This is a genomic window from Streptomyces sp. SYP-A7185, from assembly GCF_046103685.1.
Taxonomy (GTDB): Bacteria; Actinomycetota; Actinomycetes; order Streptomycetales; family Streptomycetaceae; genus Streptomyces.
Genome location: NZ_CP122310.1, coordinates 8,497,902 through 8,515,651, shown reverse-complemented (window position 1 = coordinate 8,515,651; position 17,750 = coordinate 8,497,902). Strand labels below are relative to the sequence as shown.

General features: G+C 71.9%; 16 protein-coding genes. 8 read left to right on the top strand and 8 right to left on the bottom strand.

Annotated features, from left to right (window positions below; translation table 11 throughout):
* Window positions 1-20: 20 nt before the first annotated feature.
* Both QBL25_RS37300 and QBL25_RS37295 read right to left on the bottom strand, forming a co-directional pair.
* Complete coding sequence (locus QBL25_RS37300; RefSeq protein WP_409062914.1) at window positions 21-896, bottom strand: TauD/TfdA dioxygenase family protein; 876 nt, start codon at window positions 894-896, stop codon at window positions 21-23.
* Between the two features lie 289 nt (window positions 897-1,185).
* Window positions 1,186-2,034, bottom strand: coding sequence for an SAM-dependent methyltransferase (locus QBL25_RS37295; protein WP_409061374.1), 849 nt, complete (start codon window positions 2,032-2,034; stop codon window positions 1,186-1,188).
* 255 nt (window positions 2,035-2,289) lie between these two features.
* On the opposite strand from QBL25_RS37295, the gene lpdA reads away from it, so the two are divergent.
* Both lpdA and QBL25_RS37285 read left to right on the top strand, forming a co-directional pair.
* On the top strand, window positions 2,290-3,693 hold the full coding sequence (lpdA, locus tag QBL25_RS37290) for a dihydrolipoyl dehydrogenase (protein WP_409061373.1): 1,404 nt from the start codon (window positions 2,290-2,292) through the stop codon (window positions 3,691-3,693).
* A gap of 198 nt (window positions 3,694-3,891) precedes the next feature.
* Window positions 3,892-6,081, top strand: a complete 2,190-nt coding sequence (locus QBL25_RS37285; RefSeq protein ID WP_409061372.1) for an MMPL family transporter — start codon at window positions 3,892-3,894, stop codon at window positions 6,079-6,081.
* A gap of 14 nt (window positions 6,082-6,095) precedes the next feature.
* Here the strand turns inward: QBL25_RS37285 and QBL25_RS37280 are convergent, their stop codons facing one another.
* A complete protein-coding gene (locus QBL25_RS37280) occupies window positions 6,096-6,902 on the bottom strand; it encodes an isocitrate lyase/phosphoenolpyruvate mutase family protein (RefSeq protein ID WP_409061371.1) in 807 nt (268 codons plus the stop codon).
* Window positions 6,903-7,134: 232 nt separating this feature from the next.
* Between QBL25_RS37280 and QBL25_RS37275 the strand changes: the two genes are divergently transcribed.
* The 4 genes from QBL25_RS37275 (at window position 7,135) to QBL25_RS37260 (ending at window position 10,091) form a co-directional block, all read left to right on the top strand.
* Window positions 7,135-7,551 (top strand): YciI family protein, encoded by a 417-nt coding sequence (locus QBL25_RS37275; RefSeq protein ID WP_409061370.1) that lies wholly within the window; start codon window positions 7,135-7,137, stop codon window positions 7,549-7,551.
* Entirely contained in the window at window positions 7,545-8,783 is a 1,239-nt protein-coding gene (locus QBL25_RS37270; RefSeq protein ID WP_409061369.1) for an RNA polymerase sigma factor, read from the top strand. The genes QBL25_RS37275 and QBL25_RS37270 overlap by 7 nt, the downstream gene beginning before the upstream one ends.
* A gap of 3 nt (window positions 8,784-8,786) precedes the next feature.
* Window positions 8,787-9,503: a formylglycine-generating enzyme family protein gene (locus QBL25_RS37265; protein ID WP_409061368.1), complete on the top strand. Its 717-nt coding sequence runs from the start codon at window positions 8,787-8,789 to the stop codon at window positions 9,501-9,503.
* 261 nt (window positions 9,504-9,764) lie between these two features.
* The gene (locus QBL25_RS37260) at window positions 9,765-10,091 is read left to right on the top strand and encodes a plasmid mobilization protein (protein ID WP_409061367.1); all 327 of its coding nucleotides are present in this window, start codon (window positions 9,765-9,767) and stop codon (window positions 10,089-10,091) included.
* 6 nt (window positions 10,092-10,097) lie between these two features.
* On the opposite strand, the gene asnB is transcribed toward QBL25_RS37260, so the two are convergent.
* Both asnB and QBL25_RS37250 read right to left on the bottom strand, forming a co-directional pair.
* Window positions 10,098-11,939, bottom strand: a complete 1,842-nt coding sequence (asnB, locus tag QBL25_RS37255; protein ID WP_409061366.1) for an asparagine synthase (glutamine-hydrolyzing) — start codon at window positions 11,937-11,939, stop codon at window positions 10,098-10,100.
* Window positions 11,940-12,128: 189 nt separating this feature from the next.
* Complete coding sequence (locus tag QBL25_RS37250) at window positions 12,129-12,692, bottom strand: TetR/AcrR family transcriptional regulator (RefSeq protein WP_409062913.1); 564 nt, start codon at window positions 12,690-12,692, stop codon at window positions 12,129-12,131.
* A gap of 189 nt (window positions 12,693-12,881) precedes the next feature.
* Between QBL25_RS37250 and QBL25_RS37245 the strand changes: the two genes are divergently transcribed.
* Window positions 12,882-13,826, top strand: a complete 945-nt coding sequence (locus QBL25_RS37245; RefSeq protein ID WP_409061365.1) for a DMT family transporter — start codon at window positions 12,882-12,884, stop codon at window positions 13,824-13,826.
* Here the strand turns inward: QBL25_RS37245 and QBL25_RS37240 are convergent.
* The 3 genes from QBL25_RS37240 to QBL25_RS37230 all read right to left on the bottom strand — a co-directional run bounded on the left by QBL25_RS37240 (window position 13,799) and on the right by QBL25_RS37230 (window position 16,497).
* Complete coding sequence (locus QBL25_RS37240; protein ID WP_409061364.1) at window positions 13,799-14,245, bottom strand: cupin domain-containing protein; 447 nt, start codon at window positions 14,243-14,245, stop codon at window positions 13,799-13,801. The two genes, QBL25_RS37245 and QBL25_RS37240, sit on opposite strands and share 28 nt — an antisense overlap.
* Window positions 14,246-14,384: 139 nt before the next feature.
* Window positions 14,385-15,014: a TetR family transcriptional regulator gene (locus QBL25_RS37235; protein WP_409061363.1), complete on the bottom strand. Its 630-nt coding sequence runs from the start codon at window positions 15,012-15,014 to the stop codon at window positions 14,385-14,387.
* Window positions 15,015-15,018: 4 nt separating this feature from the next.
* Window positions 15,019-16,497 carry an MFS transporter gene (locus QBL25_RS37230; RefSeq protein WP_409061362.1) on the bottom strand — a complete coding sequence of 493 codons (1,479 nt, stop codon included), beginning with the start codon at window positions 16,495-16,497 and terminating at the stop codon, window positions 15,019-15,021.
* A 222-nt stretch (window positions 16,498-16,719) separates the two neighbouring features.
* Here QBL25_RS37230 and QBL25_RS37225 point away from each other — a divergent pair, with 222 nt between their 5' ends.
* On the top strand, window positions 16,720-17,607 hold the full coding sequence (locus QBL25_RS37225) for a Gfo/Idh/MocA family protein (RefSeq protein WP_409061361.1): 888 nt from the start codon (window positions 16,720-16,722) through the stop codon (window positions 17,605-17,607).
* Window positions 17,608-17,750 lie beyond the last annotated feature (143 nt).

Below are 17,750 nucleotides of genomic sequence, written 5' to 3'. Positions count from 1 at the left end.
GGTCCTTCCGACGCGGAGGGTCAGTGCGGGCGGTCGCCCGCTATCGCGACGCGCTCGGCCACGCGGCGGTGCGGGGCGTAGTCGTCGACGGCGTAGTGCTGGGTGGAGCGGTTGTCCCAGAAGGCGACGTCACCGGCCTGCCAGTGGAACCGCACCTGGTACTCGGGGACCTGCGCCTGGCGCACGAGATAGCCGAGGAGGCGGTCGCTCTCGGCCCGCTCCATGCCCACGATGTGCGTGGTGAAGGAGGTGTTCACGAAGAGCATCTTGCGGCCGGTCTCCGGGTGCCTGCGCACCACGGGGTGGGTGACGGGCGGGAACTGCTCCTGGAGGGGGATCAGCTTCTCGGGTCCGTAGAAGCGGACGAAGCCGGGGATGAAGTCGTGCACCGCCCGGGCGTCCTCGATGCGGGCCTTCACCTCGTCGGGCAGGTTGTCGTACGCGGCCGCCATGTCCGCCCACATCGTGTCGCCGCCCACCGGGGGCACCTCGCGCAACTGAAGGACGGCGCCGAGGGCCGGGCGCTCGCGGAAGGTGACGTCGGCGTGCCAGACGTTCTCGTACGTGGGTGTCGCGCTGCCGCCCTTGTCGAACCGCACGACGTCGTCGGCCGAGCCGCGCGCGAGCAGTGGATTGGTCTCCAGCTCGCCCCAGTTGAGGGCGAAGGCGCGCTGCTGCTCGGAGGTGATCCCGGCGCCCCGGAAGAAGAGCACCTTCCACTCCAGGAGGGCGCGGTTGAGCTCCTCGCGCAGCGCGGGCGTGAGCGGCCGGGCGAGGTCGACGCCGCGGATCTCGGCGCCGATGATCCGCCCCTGGGGCACGACGTCGATCAGTTCGTAGGGGCGCTCTTCCCAGCCCTCGGGGAGGCGGCGCAGGGTGCGGCGGCCTTCGTACATGCCGTCGGCGGGAACGCGGGCCTCGCGGAGCGCGGGAGCGTCAAGAGGGCGGGCGGAGCCGGAAGAACCGGACATCTCGGAGGAGACGGCAGGGGAAACCACGGTCATGGTGATCCTTCGGTGGTGAGTGAGCGGGTGCCGCACGGAGCCGGGACTCCGGGCGGCTGGAGGGGTGACGGGTGACCCCCCGCAGCTAGCGACCCGATCGCTCGCACCCACATCGCCACGGGACATTGAAGGTCCTCACGGCGGCGGTCAGGTGCTGGATCATGCTCACCATTGTGTATGGCTATGCCTTGCGGAGCAAACCCCCGTACTCGTAGATCCCCTTGCTCTGTTCGGTGACTCCCAGGTAGGGCGCCAAGTCCTCGTGGACCGGGGCGAGCGGGGGCTGGTCGGCGTCGGGACGCCAGTCGACGAGGTTGACCAGGCCCGGTTCGACCGGTTCGAGGCCGTCGAGGAGGGCGTCGACCTCGGCGGGGGTGCGGGTCTGCCAGGGCACGCCGCCGCCGGAGATGTGCGCGCTCATCGCGGCGCCGCGGGCCGCGTCGTCGGCGACGACCTGGGAGACGCCGAGGTAACTGCCGGGCACCGCACGGTCGATGACCGTGCGCAGCACGCGGCGGGGGTCGTCGGCGTCGGTCAGGTGGTGCACCACCGACAGGAAGAGCACGGCGACCGGCTCGTCGAAGTCGATGAGGCGGACGACCTCCGCATCGGCCAGGATCTCCTCCTGGTCGCGCATGTCGCCGTGGACGACGGTGGTGGTGGCGTCGTCGGCGAGCAGCGCCCGGCCGTGGGCGAGGACGATCGGGTCGAGGTCCACGTAGACGACGCGGGTGTCCGGTGCGAAGCGCCGGGCGACCTGGTGGACGTTGTCGTCGGTGGGCAGGCCGCAGCCCATGTCGATGAACTGCCGGATGCCGGCCCGGGTCAGATGGCGCACCACGCGGAACAGGAACGCGCGGTTCTGCCGGGCGATGTCGACGCACTCGGGGAAGTCGGGCAGCGTCCGCAGCAGGAACTCGCGGTCGACCGCGTAGTTGTCCTTGCCGCCGAGCATCCAGCCGTAGGCGCGTGCGGACGTCGGCACGTCGAAGGGGATGGATGCCGTCCCGGTCTGGTCGTCTGCCACCACAGCGCGTTCTCCGCCTCTCCCAGAGGGATCAGTGCTCCTGCTCGGTCACGGCGACACTATCGGGTCGCTCCGGCACGGGTGAACCCGATATCGGATCGCCAACGGGCTTGCCCACAGGGCCGGTTGGGCGTTCGCCCCACGGCCCCGCGCAGGCGGCCCACGGCTCGTCCCCGCGGGCGTGACATGCGCCGCGAGCGGATCGTGAGGCACAGTGAACCCGACGCGAGATCCGTGCCATCAGAGAGGACCCTCCCCATGGAAGACCGCTTCGACGTCGTCGTGCTCGGAGCAGGACCCGGCGGCTATGTGGCCGCCATCCGCGCCGCCCAGCTGGGCAAGCGGGTAGCGGTCGTCGAGGAGAAGTACTGGGGAGGTGTCTGCCTCAACGTCGGCTGCATCCCGACCAAGGCACTGCTGCGCAACGCCGAGCTGGCCCATCTGTTCACGCACGAGCAGAAGACGTACGGCATCAAGGTCGACGGGAACGTCTCCTTCGACTACGGCGAGGCGTTCCACCGCAGCCGTACCGTCGCGGACGGCCGCGTCAAGGGCGTCCACTTCCTGATGAAGAAGAACAAGATCACCGAGTTCGACGGCCGGGGCACGTTCCTGGACGCGAACACGCTCCAGGTCGCCAAGGCGGACGGCTCCACGGACACGATCACGTTCGAGAACTGCGTCATCGCCACGGGCGCCACGCCGAAGCTGCTGCCCGGCACGCGGCGCTCGGAGAAGGTCGTGACGTACGAGGAGCAGATCCTCGCCGACTCCGTGCCGGAGTCGATCGTGATCGCGGGCGCCGGTGCCATCGGCATCGAGTTCGCCTACGTCCTGCACAACTACGGCGTGAAGGTCACCATCGTCGAGTTCCTCGACCGCATCGCGCCCCTGGAGGACGCGGACGTCTCGACGGAGCTGGCCAAGCAGTACCGCAAGCTCGGCATCGACGTGAAGACCTCGACCCGCGTCGAGTCGATCGACGAGTCCGGCGCCAAGGTCAAGGTCACCGTGACCGGCAAGAACGGCACGCAGGAGGTCCTGGAGGCGGACAAGGTCCTCCAGGCCATCGGCTTCGCCCCGAACGTGACCGGATACGGCCTGGAGGCGACGGGCGTGGCGCTGACCGAGCGCGGCGCCATCGACATCGACGGCCGCGGGCGCACGAACGTGCCGCACATCTACGCCATCGGTGACGTCACCGCGAAGCTGATGCTCGCGCACACCGCCGAGTCCATGGGCATCGTGGCCGCCGAGACGCTGGCCGGCGCCGAGACGATGGAACTCGACTACCCGATGATCCCGCGCGCCACCTACTCCCAGCCGCAGATCGCCAGCTTCGGCTGGACGGAGGCGCAGGCCAAGGAGAAGGGCTTCGACGTCAAGGTCGCCAAGTTCCCGTTCATGGCGAACGGCAAGGCGCACGGCCTCGGCGACACGGTCGGCTTCGTCAAGATCATCAGTGATGCGCGGTACGGCGAGATCATCGGCGCCCACCTGATCGGACCGGACGTCACCGAGCTCCTTCCCGAGCTGACCCTGGCCCAGCAGTGGGACCTGACGGTGCACGAGGTCGCGCGCAACGTCCACGCGCACCCCACGCTCGGCGAGGCGGTCAAGGAGGCGGTGCACGGCCTGGCCGGACACATGATCAACTTCTGACGGCGGCCGGACCCGCCCGCACGACCCCGGGCGCGACCCGCCCCCCTCACGCGGCAGGCCCCGGGCCCGGCCCTCCCCCTCGCGCGGCACGCCCCGCCCCTTGCGCCGAACGGCTCAAGTGGCGGGGCCGTCCGCTCCGGAAGATCCTTGGTCAGAACGCTCCGTTACGCCTCGGGGGCGAGGGAGAGGCAGCAGCCGATGTTCTCTGGCCTGGGCCGATTCGTGGTCCGTCGCCCGTGGTGGATCATTCTGGCGTGGGTGGTCGCGGCCGGTGCCGTGATCTCCCTGGCGCCGAAACTGACCTCCAGCAGCGACGAGGCGAGCTTCCTTCCGGACCACTACGAGTCCATCCGCGCGGCGGACGTGCAGGAATCGGAGTTCCCCAAACAGCAGAACGTCGGCGCGATCATCGTCTTCCAGCGCTCCGACGGCGGGAAGCTGACGGCGGCCGACTCGGCGGACGTCGCCCGCGTCTCCAAGGATCTCCAGGCCCAGAAGATCCCCGAGGTGCAGGCGGTCGTGCCGAGCGCGGTCTCGCCCAACCGACTCGTGCAGACGTCGGTCGTCGCGATGCCCAAGATGACCGACCCCGAGGACACCGCGCAGCAGGACGCGGTCAAGGAGCTGCGCTCCGACCTCAAGCCCGAACTGAAGGGCACGGACCTCAGGGCCGGCATCACCGGCTCCGCCGCCCAGGCGCTCGACGAGAGCGACGCGTCGGAGCGGGCCGGGCTGCTCGTCGGGGTCGGCACGATCGTGATCATCATCGTGCTGCTCCTGGTGATCTTCCGGAGCCCGATCATCGCGCTGCTCCCCGTGGTCCTGATCGGCCTCATCTCGCCCATGGCGACCGGTCTGATCGCCTCCGCGAACAAAGCCTTCGACATGAAGGCCGACTCCTCCATCCAGGAACTCCTGACCGTCGTCCTGTTCGGCGTCGGCACGGACTACATCCTGTTCCTGCTCTTCCGCTACCGGGAGGCCCTGCGCGCGGGCGAGGACTCCAAGGGCGCGATGATCCACGCCGTCGAGCGGGTCGGCGAGGCGATCACCTCGGCGGCGGGCGCCGTCATCGTCGCGTTCGCCGCGCTGACGCTCTCCTCGCTGGGCATGCTGCGCTCCATGGGCCCCGCTCTGGCCATCGCGGTCTTCGTGACGCTGCTGGCCGGGCTCACGCTGGTGCCCGCCGTCGTCTCGCTGCTCGGCACGAAGGTGTTCTGGCCCTCGAAGTCCTGGCGGCGGGAGCCGCAGGGCACCGGCTTCGCGCGGCTCGGCGGGTCCATCGCCCGCAAGCCCGCCGTCTGGGCCCTGGTGTCGGCGCTGTTCATGGGCGCGCTCACGCTGGGCGCCCTCGGCTACAAGGCCAACTTCGACCTGGCGGGCTCCTCGCTGCCCAAGGACAAGGAGTCGATGGTCGCCCTCAAGGACCTCCAGAAGGGCTTCCCCGCGGGCACCACCGACCCGACCTCCGTCTATCTCACCTCGGACGACGGCCCCATCACCGCGGCGAAGGCGGCCGCCTTCCGGGGCCGTCTCGACGGCGTCGAGGGCGTGGGCGAGGTCTCCGCGCCCCGGCTGAGCCCGGACCGTACGACCGCCTCGTACTCCGTGGTGCTCTCGGATCCGCCCGCCTCCGACAAGGCCCTGGAGACGGTCAAGGACCGGCTGCGCCCGCTCGCCCACGAGGAGGCGCCGGCCGGCACCGAGGCGCTCGTGGGCGGGACGACGGCGGTGTACGTCGACATCAACAAGGCCGTGGACCGCGACTACTCGGTGGTCTTCCCGGTCGCCGCACTGGCCATCATGGTCATCCTCGGGCTGCTCCTGCGCAGCCTGGTGGCTCCCTGGTACCTGATGCTGTCGGTCGCGCTCGGCTTCGGCGCGACCCTGGGCGCGACCTCCCTGCTGTTCCAGCAGATCGGCAGCCAGCCCGGGCTGATGTTCATGCTCCCCGTGATCATGTACTTGTTCGTGGTCGCGCTCGGCACGGACTACAACATCCTGATGGTGTCGCGGCTGCGCGAGGAGGCCCGCGAGGGCCGCACCCCGCACGACGCGGCGGGCACGGCGGTACGCCACTCGGGCCCGACGATCGGCTCGGCGGGCGTGATCCTGGCGGGCACGTTCGCCACGCTGATGCTCGCGGGCAACTCGACGCTCTCCCAGATGGGCTTCTCCCTGTCCTTCGGCATCCTCGTCGCCGCCTTCGTCATGGCGATGATCTTCACGCCCGCGCTGACGGCTCTGATCGGGCACGCCGCGTGGTGGCCGGGCCACGGGGACCGACGGCGCGCCGGGGACGAGCGGCCCGCGGGCCCGGCCGGGGACGAGCGACCCGCCGGCCCGGCCGGGCCGGGCGAACCGGGCGCGGACGACGTGCGCCCGTAGCCCGGACGCCCCGGCTACTCCGCCTCGCCGAAGGCCGCCGAGAGCGCCTGGGCGTCCGCGTACGACGGCAGGTCCTGCGGTACGGCACCGGCGCCGGCGATCGCTCGCGCCGCCTCGACGGCTCCGTGCAGCGCGGCGCGGAAGAGCAGCGAGCCGCTGCTCACGCGGCTCACGCCGAGCTCGGCCAGGCGCGGGTAGGTCAGGGCGCCGGGCGCGTAGAGGATGTTCAGCGGGAGGCCGGGCGCGCCCTCGACCAGGCCCGCGATGACCTTCTCGTCCTGGAGGCCGGGCACGAACAGGCCGTCGGCGCCCGCCAGCCGGTAGTCGGCGGCCCTGCGCTCGGTCTCGCCCGCTCCCCCGGCGCGCAGCCAGTGGGTGTCCGTGCGCGCGTTGACGAACAGGCCGGGGGCCGCCTCCTTGACGGCGCGGATCAGCTCGCACTGGAGGACCGTGTCGGTCAGCGTCCCGTCCGGGCGGCCGTCCTCGATGTTCACGCCCACCACGCCCGCCGCGACGAGGTCCGCCGCGAGCGCCGCCACCTCCACCGGCCGGTCGCTGAAGCCGCCCTCGATGTCCACGGTGATCAGCGCGGGCAGCCTCGCCAGGCCCCGGGCCAGGCGCAGGGTCTCCTCCCGGGTGTCGCCCGTGGCGTCGGCCTTGCCCGCGGCGGCCGCCACGCCCAGGCTCGTGGTGCCGATCGCGGGAAAGCCGCCGTGGACGAGCGCGGCGGCGGACGCGTGGTCCCAGGCGTTGGGCAGCAGCAGGGGCTCGCCGGGGCGGTGCAGGGCGCGGAACTGCTCGGCTCGCTGTGCGTACGTCATGGTCGGACCGTAGCGGCGCGACCGTTCGCTGACCACCGAGATGCCCTGGTGGACGGGGCGTGGACGGGGCGTGGACGGGGCGTGGACGGGGCCCGGACGGCGGCCGGACGCGCTGTTTCGACAGGGCAGAAAAAATGTTCCGTCGTAATGTCGAGAACGGGTCGTCCGCTCCGACGTCCCCTGTGAGAGTTGCCCACAAGGGGTGACCACCACACAGTCGAGGGGCAGCATCATGAAGTATCTGGTGATGGTTCAGGGCACGCAGGCGGACTACGAGGCGCAGAGCGGCAAGGCCAACGCGCAGAGCCCGTCGTGGAGCGAGAAGGACCTTCAGGCGATGTTCGCCTTCATGGGTGCGCTCAACGACGATCTGGCCGAGTCCGGCGAGATGGTCGACGCACAGGGCCTGGCCGAGCCCGCGCAGACCCGTCTGGTCGACGTGGACAAGGAAGGCCGCCCCGTCATCACGGACGGTCCCTACGGCGAGACGAAGGAAGTCCTCGCCGGGTACTGGGTCCTGGACTGCGAGAGCCTGGACCGCGTCACGGAGATCGCCAACCGCATCCAGCAGTGTCCCGTCCCCGAGGGCGCGCCGTGCTACCCCGTCGTGATCCGTCCCATCATGGGCGGCCCCGACGCCGCGTGCTGAACGGCACCGCCGCGACCGAGGACCTGCTGCGCCTGCACGCGCCGCAGGTCCTCGGCGCCCTCGTGCGCCGGTACGGACACTTCGGCGAGGCGGAGGACGCCGTACAGGAGGCTCTGCTCGCCGCGGCGCGTCAGTGGCCCGAGCAGGGCCTCCCGGAGAATCCGCGCGGCTGGCTGATCCGGGCCGCCTCGCGGCGGCTCGTGGACCAGCTGCGCAGTGACGAGGCGCGGCGCCGGCGCGAGGAGGAGGCGGCCCAGCTGTCGCCCCGGGACGCGTTCACGGCACCGGCGCCGGGCGAGAGCCGCGCGCCCTCCGACGACGACACCTTGACGCTGCTCTTCCTGTGCTGCCATCCGGTGCTGAGCCCGGCCGCGCAGGTCGCCCTGACGCTGCGCGCGGTCGGCGGTCTGACCACGGCCGAGATCGCCCGCGCCCATCTGGTGCCCGAGGCGACGATGGCGCAGCGGATCAGCAGGGCGAAGGCGAAGGTCAAGGGCGTGCCCTTCCGGCAGCCCGTCCCGGAGGACCGCGACCAGCGCCTGGCGGTGGTGCTCCAGGTGCTCTACCTGATCTTCAACGAGGGGTACACGGCGACCTCGGGAGATGCCCTGCACCGCGCGGACCTGGCACGTGAGGCGATCCGGCTGACCCGCTCGGTGCGCACGCTGCTGCCCGAGGACGGCCAGGTGACGGGGCTGCTCGCGCTCATGCTGCTCACCGAGGCCCGCAGCGCGGCCCGCACCGGACCGCACGGCGAGCTCATCCCGCTCGACGAGCAGGACCGCTCGCTCTGGGACCGGCGCGCGATCGACGAGGGCTGCGGCCTCGTCGGGAAGGCCCTGTCCCAAGGCCCCGCGGGCGCCTACCAGTTGCAGGCGGCGATCGCCGCGCTGCACGACGAGGCCGCGCGCGCCGACGACACCGACTGGCCGCAGATCCTGGCCCTCTACGACATCCTCGTCCGTCGCACACCGGACCCCATGGCCCGGTTGAGCCGGGCCGTGGCCGTGGCCATGGTGCACGGACCGCGGGCCGGACTCGTCGAAGTCGCCGCGATCGAGGACGGTCTGACGGGCCATCACCGCCTGGACGCCGTGCGCGCGCACCTCCTGGAGCGGGCGGGCGAGACGGACGCGGCCCGCGCCGCCTACCAGGAGGCGGCGACGCGTACGCTGAGCATCCCCGAGACCCGCTACCTCCAGATGCGTGCGGCCCGCCTGCTGTCGAAATGAGCCATGAGCACGGAGAACGAGATGATCGGCGTCCCCGCCGGGCAGGTGACGCTGACGGACCGCCGGACGCGGCGCAGCTGGCGGGTCGAGGTGGCGGCCCACACCCTCGCGCGGCACCCCGTCACCCAGGAGCAGTACGCGCGCGTCACCGGCGAGCGGCCGAGCAGCGCGCACGGTGAGCGGCTGCCCGTCGAGGGCGTCTCCTGGCTGGACGCGGTCCGCTACTGCAACGCCCTGTCCCGGCAGGAGGGCCTGACCCCCGCCTACCGCCTGCGCGCCGACGGCGAGCGCCACGGTCACGCGGACGGGGACGGCGACCCGGCGGACGCCGAGTGGGACGTGTCCGCGAACGGCTACCGGCTGCCGACCGAGGCCGAGTGGGAGCACGCGTGCCGGGCCGGCACGACCGGTGCGCGGTACGGGCCGCTCGACGAGATCGCCTGGCACGGCGGCAACGGCGCCGGACGGATCCACGAGGTGGGCGGCAAGCGGGCCAACGCGTGGGGGTTGCACGACATGCTGGGCAACGTCTGGGAGTGGTGCTGGGACCTCTACGACCCAGAGGTGTACGGCACCTACCGGGTGCTCCGCGGCGGCGGGTGGTTCGACGAGCACTGGAGCTGCCGGGCCTCGGTGCGGCGCCGCAGCCACCCGACGTTCCGGATCGACGACGTGGGGTTCCGCGTCGCGCGGTCCGCCCCGTGGTCCGTAGCCCCGTAGCCCCGTAGCCCCGTAGTCCCGTATGGCCACGCGGGCACGCGGCCACGTAACGCAGCTCACAGGAACAGGCGCCCGACCTGGGAACACCGGCTATTGGTTCACCGTTGAACAGTACGTAGGTCCCGATCGCGATTCCCCCGTCCGGTCGGGGCCTACCTCTATTTCCGACCGTTCATGTCCTTTCCGGTCCGTTTCACGCCTTCGAGCGCGAATATGCCAACCGCACCGCGCGGCGGACCCCCCGGGCGGCATCATGCGTTCATGGACGGTGCCAAGCCTGTGCAGGTCTTGTTCACACCCGACGAGTACGAAGCGGTCCTGCGGAACGCGGACCAGCTCGGGCTCCCGGTCGATGAATTCATACGCCGGGCCGCGACCGTCGACGCCACGGACCTGCCCTGCCCCACCACCGGGGCCCGGCGCGGCTCCGGCGCCCCGGCGGTCGTGCCGCCCATCCGCCGCAGCCTGGGCCCCGGCGGCGCTCCCGCGCTCCAGCGCTTCCTCGACACCCTCGCGACGACGGCGGAACCCGGCCCCGACGAGCGGGTCCCCCCGCAGCCGACGGTCCGCAGCTGTTCCGGGCAGTGAGGACGCTCAGTTCAGGGCGATCTCCGGCTTGTACAGGTCGAGCCAGAGCGCCAGATCCAGCGTCCGTTCGAGGCCGCGCCTGGACGCCTGGGTGATCTGCGGTACGTCGCGGCTCGCCGCGCGCAGCACCCGGTCCCGGTCGAGGAGGCCGAAGACCGGGTGGGCGGGCTCGGCGAGCAGGTCCTTGACGTGCCCCTGGAGGGCGAGGGCGTATTTGGGGTCCTGTGTGGAGGGATAGGGGCTCTTCACGCGGTCGTACACGGACTGCGGCAGGACGTCCGCCGTCGCCTCCCGCAGCAGGCTCTTCTCCCTGCCGTCGAAGGACTTCAGGGACCAGGGCGCGTTGTAGACGTACTCGACCAGGCGGTGGTCGCAGAAGGGCACGCGCACCTCGAGGCCGACGGCCATGCTCGCGCGGTCCTTGCGGTCGAGCAGGATGCGCACGAACCGGGTCAGGTGCAGATGGCAGATCGTGCGCATCCGGAACTCGAAGTCGCTCTCGCCGTCGAGGCGCCCGATATCGGCGACGGCCGTGTCGTATCCGCGCCGGACGTACGCGGGCAGGTCGAGGGCGGCGGTCAGGTCCGGGCGCAGCACGTCGGCGTCGTCGCCGAAGTGTTCGGCGAACCGCACCATCCAGGGGAAGGTGTCGGCGGCGCGGGCCTCTTCGTCGAAGAACTGGAGGTAGCCGCCGAAGACCTCGTCCGCCGACTCTCCCGAGAGCGCCACCGTCGAGTGTGCGCGGATCTCCCGGAAGAGGAGGTAGAGGGAGGCGTCCATGTCGCCGAAGCCCATGGGCAGGTCGCGGGCGCGGATCATCGCGGACCGGACCTCGGGATCGGCGAGGGCGTGCGAGTCCAGGACGATGTCGCGGTGGTCGGTGCCGGCCGCCTTGGCCACGTCGTGCACATAGGGCGTGTCCGGGGTGGAGCGCAGCGCGTCGGCGACGAAGTTCTCGCTCTGGCCGACGAAGTCGACGGCGAAGCTGCGGACGCTCTCGCCCGCCTCGCCGAGCTGCCGGGCGGCGATCGCGGTCATCGCCGAGGAGTCGAGACCGCCGGAGAGCAGGGTGCAGCGGGGCACGTCGGAGACGAGCTGGCGGCGCACGATGTCGTCGAGGAGCTCGCGCACCCGGGCGACGGTCGCGTCGCGGCCGTCGGGGTGCGGCCGGGTCTCCAGGCGCCAGTAGACGTGGCGGTGCAGGCCCGCGCGGTCGACGGTCACCACGGTGCCGGGCTCGATCTCGCGCATGCCGTCCCACACGGCGTGGCCGGGGGTCTTGACCATGGTGAAGAGCTCCCGCAGCCCGTCGGTGGTCACCCGGGCGCGGGCCAGCGGGTTGGCGAGGATCGCCTTGGGCTCGGAGCCGAACAGGACGCCGTCCGGGGTCTCGTAGCAGTAGAAGGGCTTGATGCCCATGCGGTCGCGGACCATGACGAGCTTGTCGTGCCTGCCGTCCCACACCGCGAAGGCGTACATGCCGTTGAGCCGCTCGGCGAGCGCCTCGCCCCACTCCAGATAGCCGCGCAGGACGACCTCGGTGTCGGAGCCGGTGGTGAACTCATGGCCGCGCCCGGTCAGTTCACGGCGCAGCTCGGTGAAGTTGTACGTCTCCCCCGAGTAGACCAGGGCGACGGTGCCGTGCGGCGTCCGCACGGTCATGGGCTGGCGCCCGCCGGGCAGGTCGATGATCGCGAGCCTGCGGTGCCCGAGGGCGACGGGGCCCTCGATCCAGGTTCCGCGGTCGTCGGGGCCGCGGCAGGACATCGTCTCGGTCATCGCGTCCAGCGTGCCGGACGCGGACCGCAGATCACGGTCGAAGGAGACCCAGCCAGTAATGCCACACATGCGTTACCTCCCGCATCACGCTGCCTGTGTGCCACATCCGTGAAACTGGATGCAGATCACACTAGGTGTAGACAGCAGCTACATGCCCAGACTGTTCTCCGCGATTGCGTACGGTCAATGAGCCGGTAACACGGAACGACGCATTCCGGCCAACGGCAAAGAACTCCCCAAAGGCCCGGGGGCGGCGGCTCAGGAGGCGTGCGGCGCGGCGTCGAGCAGTCGCGCCGCGTCGCCTCGGGCGCGGCCGATCGCGTCCGGGAAGATGCGCAGACCGTGCGCGACGAGAGCGCCTTCGTGCAGCAGCATCAGCGTCCGGCCGAGTTCCGCGGCCCGCTCGGGTGCGATGTCGCGGGCCAGGCCGGTGAACAGGGCGAGCATCCAGGTCTTCTGGCCGGTGATGACCTGGTACGCGGGGTGCGCGGGATCGCTGATCTCGGCGTGCGCCTTGACCATGCTGCACCCCTTGACGCTGAAGGTGCCGGCCCAGTCGCGCGAGGCGTCGAAGACGGCCAGGATCCTGGCCCGCGCCGTGGTCGCGGCCTCGACGTACGGGGCGAGGAAGGCCTGCCAGCGCTCGTCGCGGGCCGCCAGATACTCCACGACGATCTGCTCCTTGGAGCCGAACCGGTCGTAGAGCGTCTTCTTGGTGACCCCGGCCTCGGACGCGATGAGGTCCACCCCGACGGCGTGGATGCCGCGGTCGTAGAACAGCGCGCTCGCGGCGTCCAGGACGCGCCGCGCGCCCGGCGTCATGACGACCCGGCGCGGCGCGCTCCCGGAACCCGTGGCCACCTTCGCGATCTCACTCACCCTGCCTGCCATGCCTCCATAGTAAACCGATCTGTATAGTCGAGGCTAAGTAAACAGATCGGTTTACTTCACCGTCCGCTCCCGACGACCCTTTCGGACCTTCGGGACCGCAGCCGCCATCGGAGGAACGCCATGAACGTCCTGTTGTCGATCGCGTTCGTACTGACCTGGAGCTCGGGCTTCATCGGGGCCAAGCTCGGGGCCGGGAGCGCGTCCGCGGTGACGGTCCTGATGTGGCGGTTCCTGCCGCTGGCACTCGTCCTCGCGGTCGTCGCCCTCACCGTGGCGCGGGCGTCCTGGCGCGGCTTCACGGCACGCGACGCGCTACGGCAGGCGGTGGTCGGCGCGCTGTCGCAGAGCGGCTATCTGCTCACCGTCTACTACGCCATCCAGCTCGGTGTCTCCAGCGGCACCACCGCCCTGATCGACGGCACCCAGCCGCTGGTGGCGGGCGCCCTGGCCGGACCGCTGCTCGGCCAGTACGTCTCGCGCACCCAGTGGGTGGGGCTCGGCCTGGGCGTGACCGGCGTCGTCATCGTGACGGCGGCGGATGCCACGGGCGGCACCGACGCTCCCTGGTGGGCCTATCTGGTGCCGTTCCTCGGCATGTTCTCGCTGGTCGCGGCGACCTTCCTGGACCGCCGCTCCCCTCGCCCGGTCGCCCCGGCGGTCTCGATGACCGTCCACTGCGTGACCAGTGCCGTCATCTTCACCGCGCTCGCCGTGGGAGCGGGCGCCGCGGCACCGCCGAGGGAGACGTCGTTCTGGGTGGCGATCAGCTGGCTGGTGACGCTCTCCACCTTCGGCGGGTACGGGCTCTACTGGCTGATCCTGCGGCGCTCCGGGGTCACGCAGGTCAACACGCTCATGTTCCTGATGGCGCCGGTGACGGCCCTGTGGGGCGCCCTGATGTTCGGCGAACCCTTCGGCGTGCAGACGGCGCTGGGCCTCGCGGTCGGACTCGCGGCGGTCGCGGTCGTGCACCGGGGCAAGGAGCCGGAGGCATCGGTGGTGTGCTCCCGACGCGAGGCACCGGTGCGCGGGCCGCGTCAGTCCGCCAGCCGGAAGTCCGCGTAGTCGAAGCCGGGCGCCACGACACAGCTCACCAGGACCGGCTCGTCCCCCGTGGGGCGCGCGGCCTGCCACACACCGCCGGGCACCAGGATCTGCGGGCGCTCGCCGTGCTCGACGCCCGGGCCCAGGCGCATGGGTGCCGCACCCTCCTTCGGGAGCGCGCCGTCGCCTCCCAGGCGCAGGTCCAGGGCGCCGCCGCGGTGCCACAGCCAGATCTCGTCGGAGCGCACCACGTGCCAGCGGGACTCCTCGCCCGGGCAGAGCAGGAAGTAGATCGCGGTCGCCGCCGTCCGCGGGCCGGGGTAGCCGGTGGGCGTGAAGGCGTGGCCCGAGGCCCAGGTCTCGACGAACCAGCCGCCCTCGGGGTGCGGCTCCATGCCCAGTTCGGCGGCCAGGGCGGGGCGTTCACTCGGCTCACTCACGTGTGCTCTCCGTTCCGTTCCGGGGGTCGGCGTGATCGCACTGCCGACGATACGCAGCCGGGGCGGCCCGCGGGGCGGACACACCGTGGCGCGTGCGCTGCCCGCGCGCCCGTCGACGTACGCCCGTCGTCGTGCGCCGTCACGTCGGGGTGAGGAAGGCCTGCACGGTGGGCGCGTACCGGTCGGTGATCTCGGCGACGGGCGTGCCGCGCAGGTGGGGCCCGCGCGCGATCCCGTACATCACGCCCAGGCCGAGCAGCGTGCCCACCGCGAGCTCGGCGCGCAGGCCCGCGTCCGCGCCTTCGAGGCGTTCGGTGAGGCGGCGCACCACCTGCGTACGGAAGTTGGCGCGCAGGGTGTCGCCCTGTTCGCGGTGGAGCGGGGCGAAGACGATCCGCAGGATGGGGTCGGCGCCGTGCTCGGCCTGGCCGGTCAGCAGGTGGTGGACCATGTGGTGGCCCAGGGCCGCGAGGGGCGCGTCGAGCAGGGCCTCGGCGTCGGTCTCGAAGGACATGACGCGGGCGAAGAGGGCGTCCTTGTTGCCGAAGTACTTCAGGATCAGCGGCGCGCTCACTCCGGCCCGTTCGGCCACCGCCTTCAGCGTGATGTCGGCGTGGGCGTGCCGGGCCAGGAGGTGGCGGGCGGCGCGGACGATGGCGGCCTTCGTGGCTTCGGCGTCGCGGCGGGCGGGGCCGGCCGCGAGGGGCGCGGGCGCCGTGGCCGTCGTGCCGGGGGCGGCTGCGGCCGTGCCGTCGGAGGGGGTGCTCATGGCGTCAGGTGCGTCCTTCCAGGGCCGTCTCCTGCGTGGGTCCTGGCCGTCCGGCGGGCCCTCGGGGGCCGTCCGGTGCTGGGTCCGAGGGTATGGCGAGGGCCGCCGCACAGGCGACGAGAGCGACGATTCCGGCCAGGGCGAAGGCCAGTTGGTAGCCGGGCAGGGTCGGCACCCGCACCCCGTCGAGCGCGCTGGTGTGGTGGACGAGCACGGCCGCGACCGCCGCGCTGCACACGCTCTGCCCGATGGTGCGCATCAGGACGTTCACGCCGTTCGCCGACGCGGTCTGCGCCAGGGGCACCGCCCGCAGGATCAGGGTGGGCAGCGCCGAGTACGCGAACGTCGTGCCCGTCGAGACCACGGCCGCCCCCACGATGATCACCCACAGGTCACGGCTGTCGACGATGCGCACGACGTAGCCGACGGCCATGAGGACCGCGCCGACGGCGAGCGTCACCCGGGCGCCGTGCGCCGTGGAGACACGGGCCGAGACGGGCGAGAGCACCAGCATGATCAGGCCGTTGGGCAGCAGGCACAGCCCCGTGGCCACGATCGACAGACCCAGGCCGTAGCCGCTCTCGACGGGCGCCTGCACCAGCTGGGCGGTGACCAGCGAGTTGGCGTAGAAGGCGAACCCGGCCAGGAGGGCGGCCGCATGGGGCAGCGCCACCCGGCGTCCGGCCGCGAGGCGCAGATCCACCAGGGGCTGCTCGGTCCGCAACTGCTGGCGGCACCACAGGGCCAGGATCACGAGGGCCCCGGCGAACAGCGCGAGCACCGACACGCTGCCCCACCCCCACTGCCCGCCCTGCGACACCGCGAGCAGCAGGCAGACCAGCCCGGCGGCGAGTCCCAGCGCGCCCCAGGTGTCGAAGCGCCCCGGGGAGCGCACCGGCGACTCCCGTACGGTCCACCAGGCGAGGGCCAGGCCGATCGCGCCCAGCGCGCTCGTGGCCCAGAACATGGCGTGCCAGTCGGCGTACTGCACGATCAGCGCGGCCAGCGGCAGCCCCAGGGCCGCCCCGACCCCGACCGTCGAGCTCATCAGCGCCACCGCCGAGCCGGTGCGCTCCGGGGGCAACTCGTCCCGCAGGATGCTGATCGACAGCGGTACGACGGCCGCCGCGGCGCCCTGGAGCGCGCGGGCCGCGATGAGCACCCGGATGTCGGAGGTCAGCGCGCACAGGGTCGAGCCCACGGTCATCAGGCCGAGCGCGGCCAGCAGGACCCGCCGCTTGCCGTACATGTCGCCCGCCCGGCCGAGCACGGGCGTCAGGACGGCCCCGGCCAGCAGGGTGGCGGTGACCAGCCAGGAGACCGCGCCGGGTGAACTGCCGGTCAGACGCGGCAGATCGGGCAGCAGCGGCACGACGACCGTCTGCGTGACCGCCATGAGAATGCCGCCGAAGGCCAGGACCGGAACCGTCAGACGGGCGCATATGCCCGCGCTATCTGCGGACGATATCGGGGCGAACTTCATGATCCCTCCAACGCGGTCCCGGAGGCCCGGAAAAGTAAAGGAAGGCAAAGCTGAGTGAATGAGAATTCACCATAGCGGGTGAATCGGCTTTCACCACCGCCGAGTTCGGAATCGACATCAAGCCATCCGCAACGCGGACACAACAGCGGAGAGCGGCCAAACGCCTTGCGGCCCCTGGGCGTCACCATCGCCGGCGGTAGGGAGTCAGCCATAATGCCGACCATGAAGAGACTGCGAATGGGACTGGTCGGGACGGGTCCGTGGGCCTCGTCCACCCACGCTCCGGCGCTCGCCGCCCACCCCGACGTGGAGTTCCTCGGCGTGTGGGGACGGCGGCCCGACGCGGCGGCCGCGCTGGCCTCGGCGCACGCGGTCACGGCCTACGCGGAGGTGGACGAACTGTTCGCCGCGAGCGACGCCGTGGCGTTCGCCGTGCCGCCGGACGTGCAGGCACCGCTGGCCGCGCGGGCCGCCGCCGCGGGCTGCCACCTGCTCCTGGACAAGCCGGTGGCGACGACGGTGGCCGCGGTGCGCGACCTCGCGGCGGCGGCCGAGCAGGCCCAGGTGGCGTCCGTCGTCTTCTTCACGCTGCGTTTCGCCGGGCCGACGTCGGCCTGGGTGACGGAGCAGGCGGCGACGGAGGGCTGGTTCACGGGCCGCGCCGACTGGTACGGCTCCTTCTACGCGGCGGACGGGACCAGCCCGTTCTCCTCGCCGTGGCGGGCGCGCCGGGGCGGCCTGTGGGACGTGGGCCCGCACGCCCTGTCCGTCCTGATGCCGGTGCTCGGCGACGTGACCGACGTGACGGCGGCGGCCGGACCGGCGGATCTGGTGCATCTGGTGCTGCGGCACAGCGGTGGGGCGTCCAGCACGGCGGCGCTGAGCCTGAGCACGCCCGGTAAGGCGGCGGGGGTGACGGTGGAGCTGCGCGGCGATGCGGGGACGGCGCTGATGCCGTCGGGAGGGGGCGCGCCGGAGGCGTTCCGCTCGGCGGTGGACGCCCTCGTGACGGCGGCGCGAACCGGCCGGCCGCACGCCTGTGACGTGCGTTTCGGGCTACGCGTGACGGAGATCCTGGCGCTGGCCGAGGAGCAGCTCCCCGCCGGGTGATCCGCCCGGGGAGACAACCGCGGGCGGCCGGTACCGTGGCCGCTACGTAATGGCGAGTGACGGCACCGGCCGCAGCCAGTGGACCCCTGAACCGCTTCGGGAAGTCATGCGCCGTACGTCCCGAGTGCGACGTTTCCGACCAC

What these genes read in the sequence shown, in the direction of transcription:
- QBL25_RS37250 (WP_409062913.1), bottom strand. Translation starts at nt 12,692, where the DNA reads ATGACGCCGGGCGCGCGGCGCGTCCTGGACGCCGCGAGCGCGCTGTTC.
- QBL25_RS37280 (WP_409061371.1), bottom strand. Translation starts at nt 6,902, where the DNA reads ATGACGTACGCACAGCGAGCCGAGCAGTTCCGCGCCCTGCACCGCCCC.
- QBL25_RS37265 (WP_409061368.1), top strand. Translation starts at nt 8,787, where the DNA reads ATGAGCACGGAGAACGAGATGATCGGCGTCCCCGCCGGGCAGGTGACG.
- lpdA (WP_409061373.1), top strand. Translation starts at nt 2,290, where the DNA reads ATGGAAGACCGCTTCGACGTCGTCGTGCTCGGAGCAGGACCCGGCGGC.
- QBL25_RS37225 (WP_409061361.1), top strand. Translation starts at nt 16,720, where the DNA reads ATGAAGAGACTGCGAATGGGACTGGTCGGGACGGGTCCGTGGGCCTCG.
- QBL25_RS37230 (WP_409061362.1), bottom strand. Translation starts at nt 16,497, where the DNA reads ATGAAGTTCGCCCCGATATCGTCCGCAGATAGCGCGGGCATATGCGCC.
- asnB (WP_409061366.1), bottom strand. Translation starts at nt 11,939, where the DNA reads ATGTGTGGCATTACTGGCTGGGTCTCCTTCGACCGTGATCTGCGGTCC.
- QBL25_RS37300 (WP_409062914.1), bottom strand. Translation starts at nt 896, where the DNA reads ATGTACGAAGGCCGCCGCACCCTGCGCCGCCTCCCCGAGGGCTGGGAA.
- QBL25_RS37260 (WP_409061367.1), top strand. Translation starts at nt 9,765, where the DNA reads ATGGACGGTGCCAAGCCTGTGCAGGTCTTGTTCACACCCGACGAGTAC.
- QBL25_RS37285 (WP_409061372.1), top strand. Translation starts at nt 3,892, where the DNA reads ATGTTCTCTGGCCTGGGCCGATTCGTGGTCCGTCGCCCGTGGTGGATC.
- QBL25_RS37235 (WP_409061363.1), bottom strand. Translation starts at nt 15,014, where the DNA reads ATGAGCACCCCCTCCGACGGCACGGCCGCAGCCGCCCCCGGCACGACG.
- QBL25_RS37275 (WP_409061370.1), top strand. Translation starts at nt 7,135, where the DNA reads ATGAAGTATCTGGTGATGGTTCAGGGCACGCAGGCGGACTACGAGGCG.
- QBL25_RS37245 (WP_409061365.1), top strand. Translation starts at nt 12,882, where the DNA reads ATGAACGTCCTGTTGTCGATCGCGTTCGTACTGACCTGGAGCTCGGGC.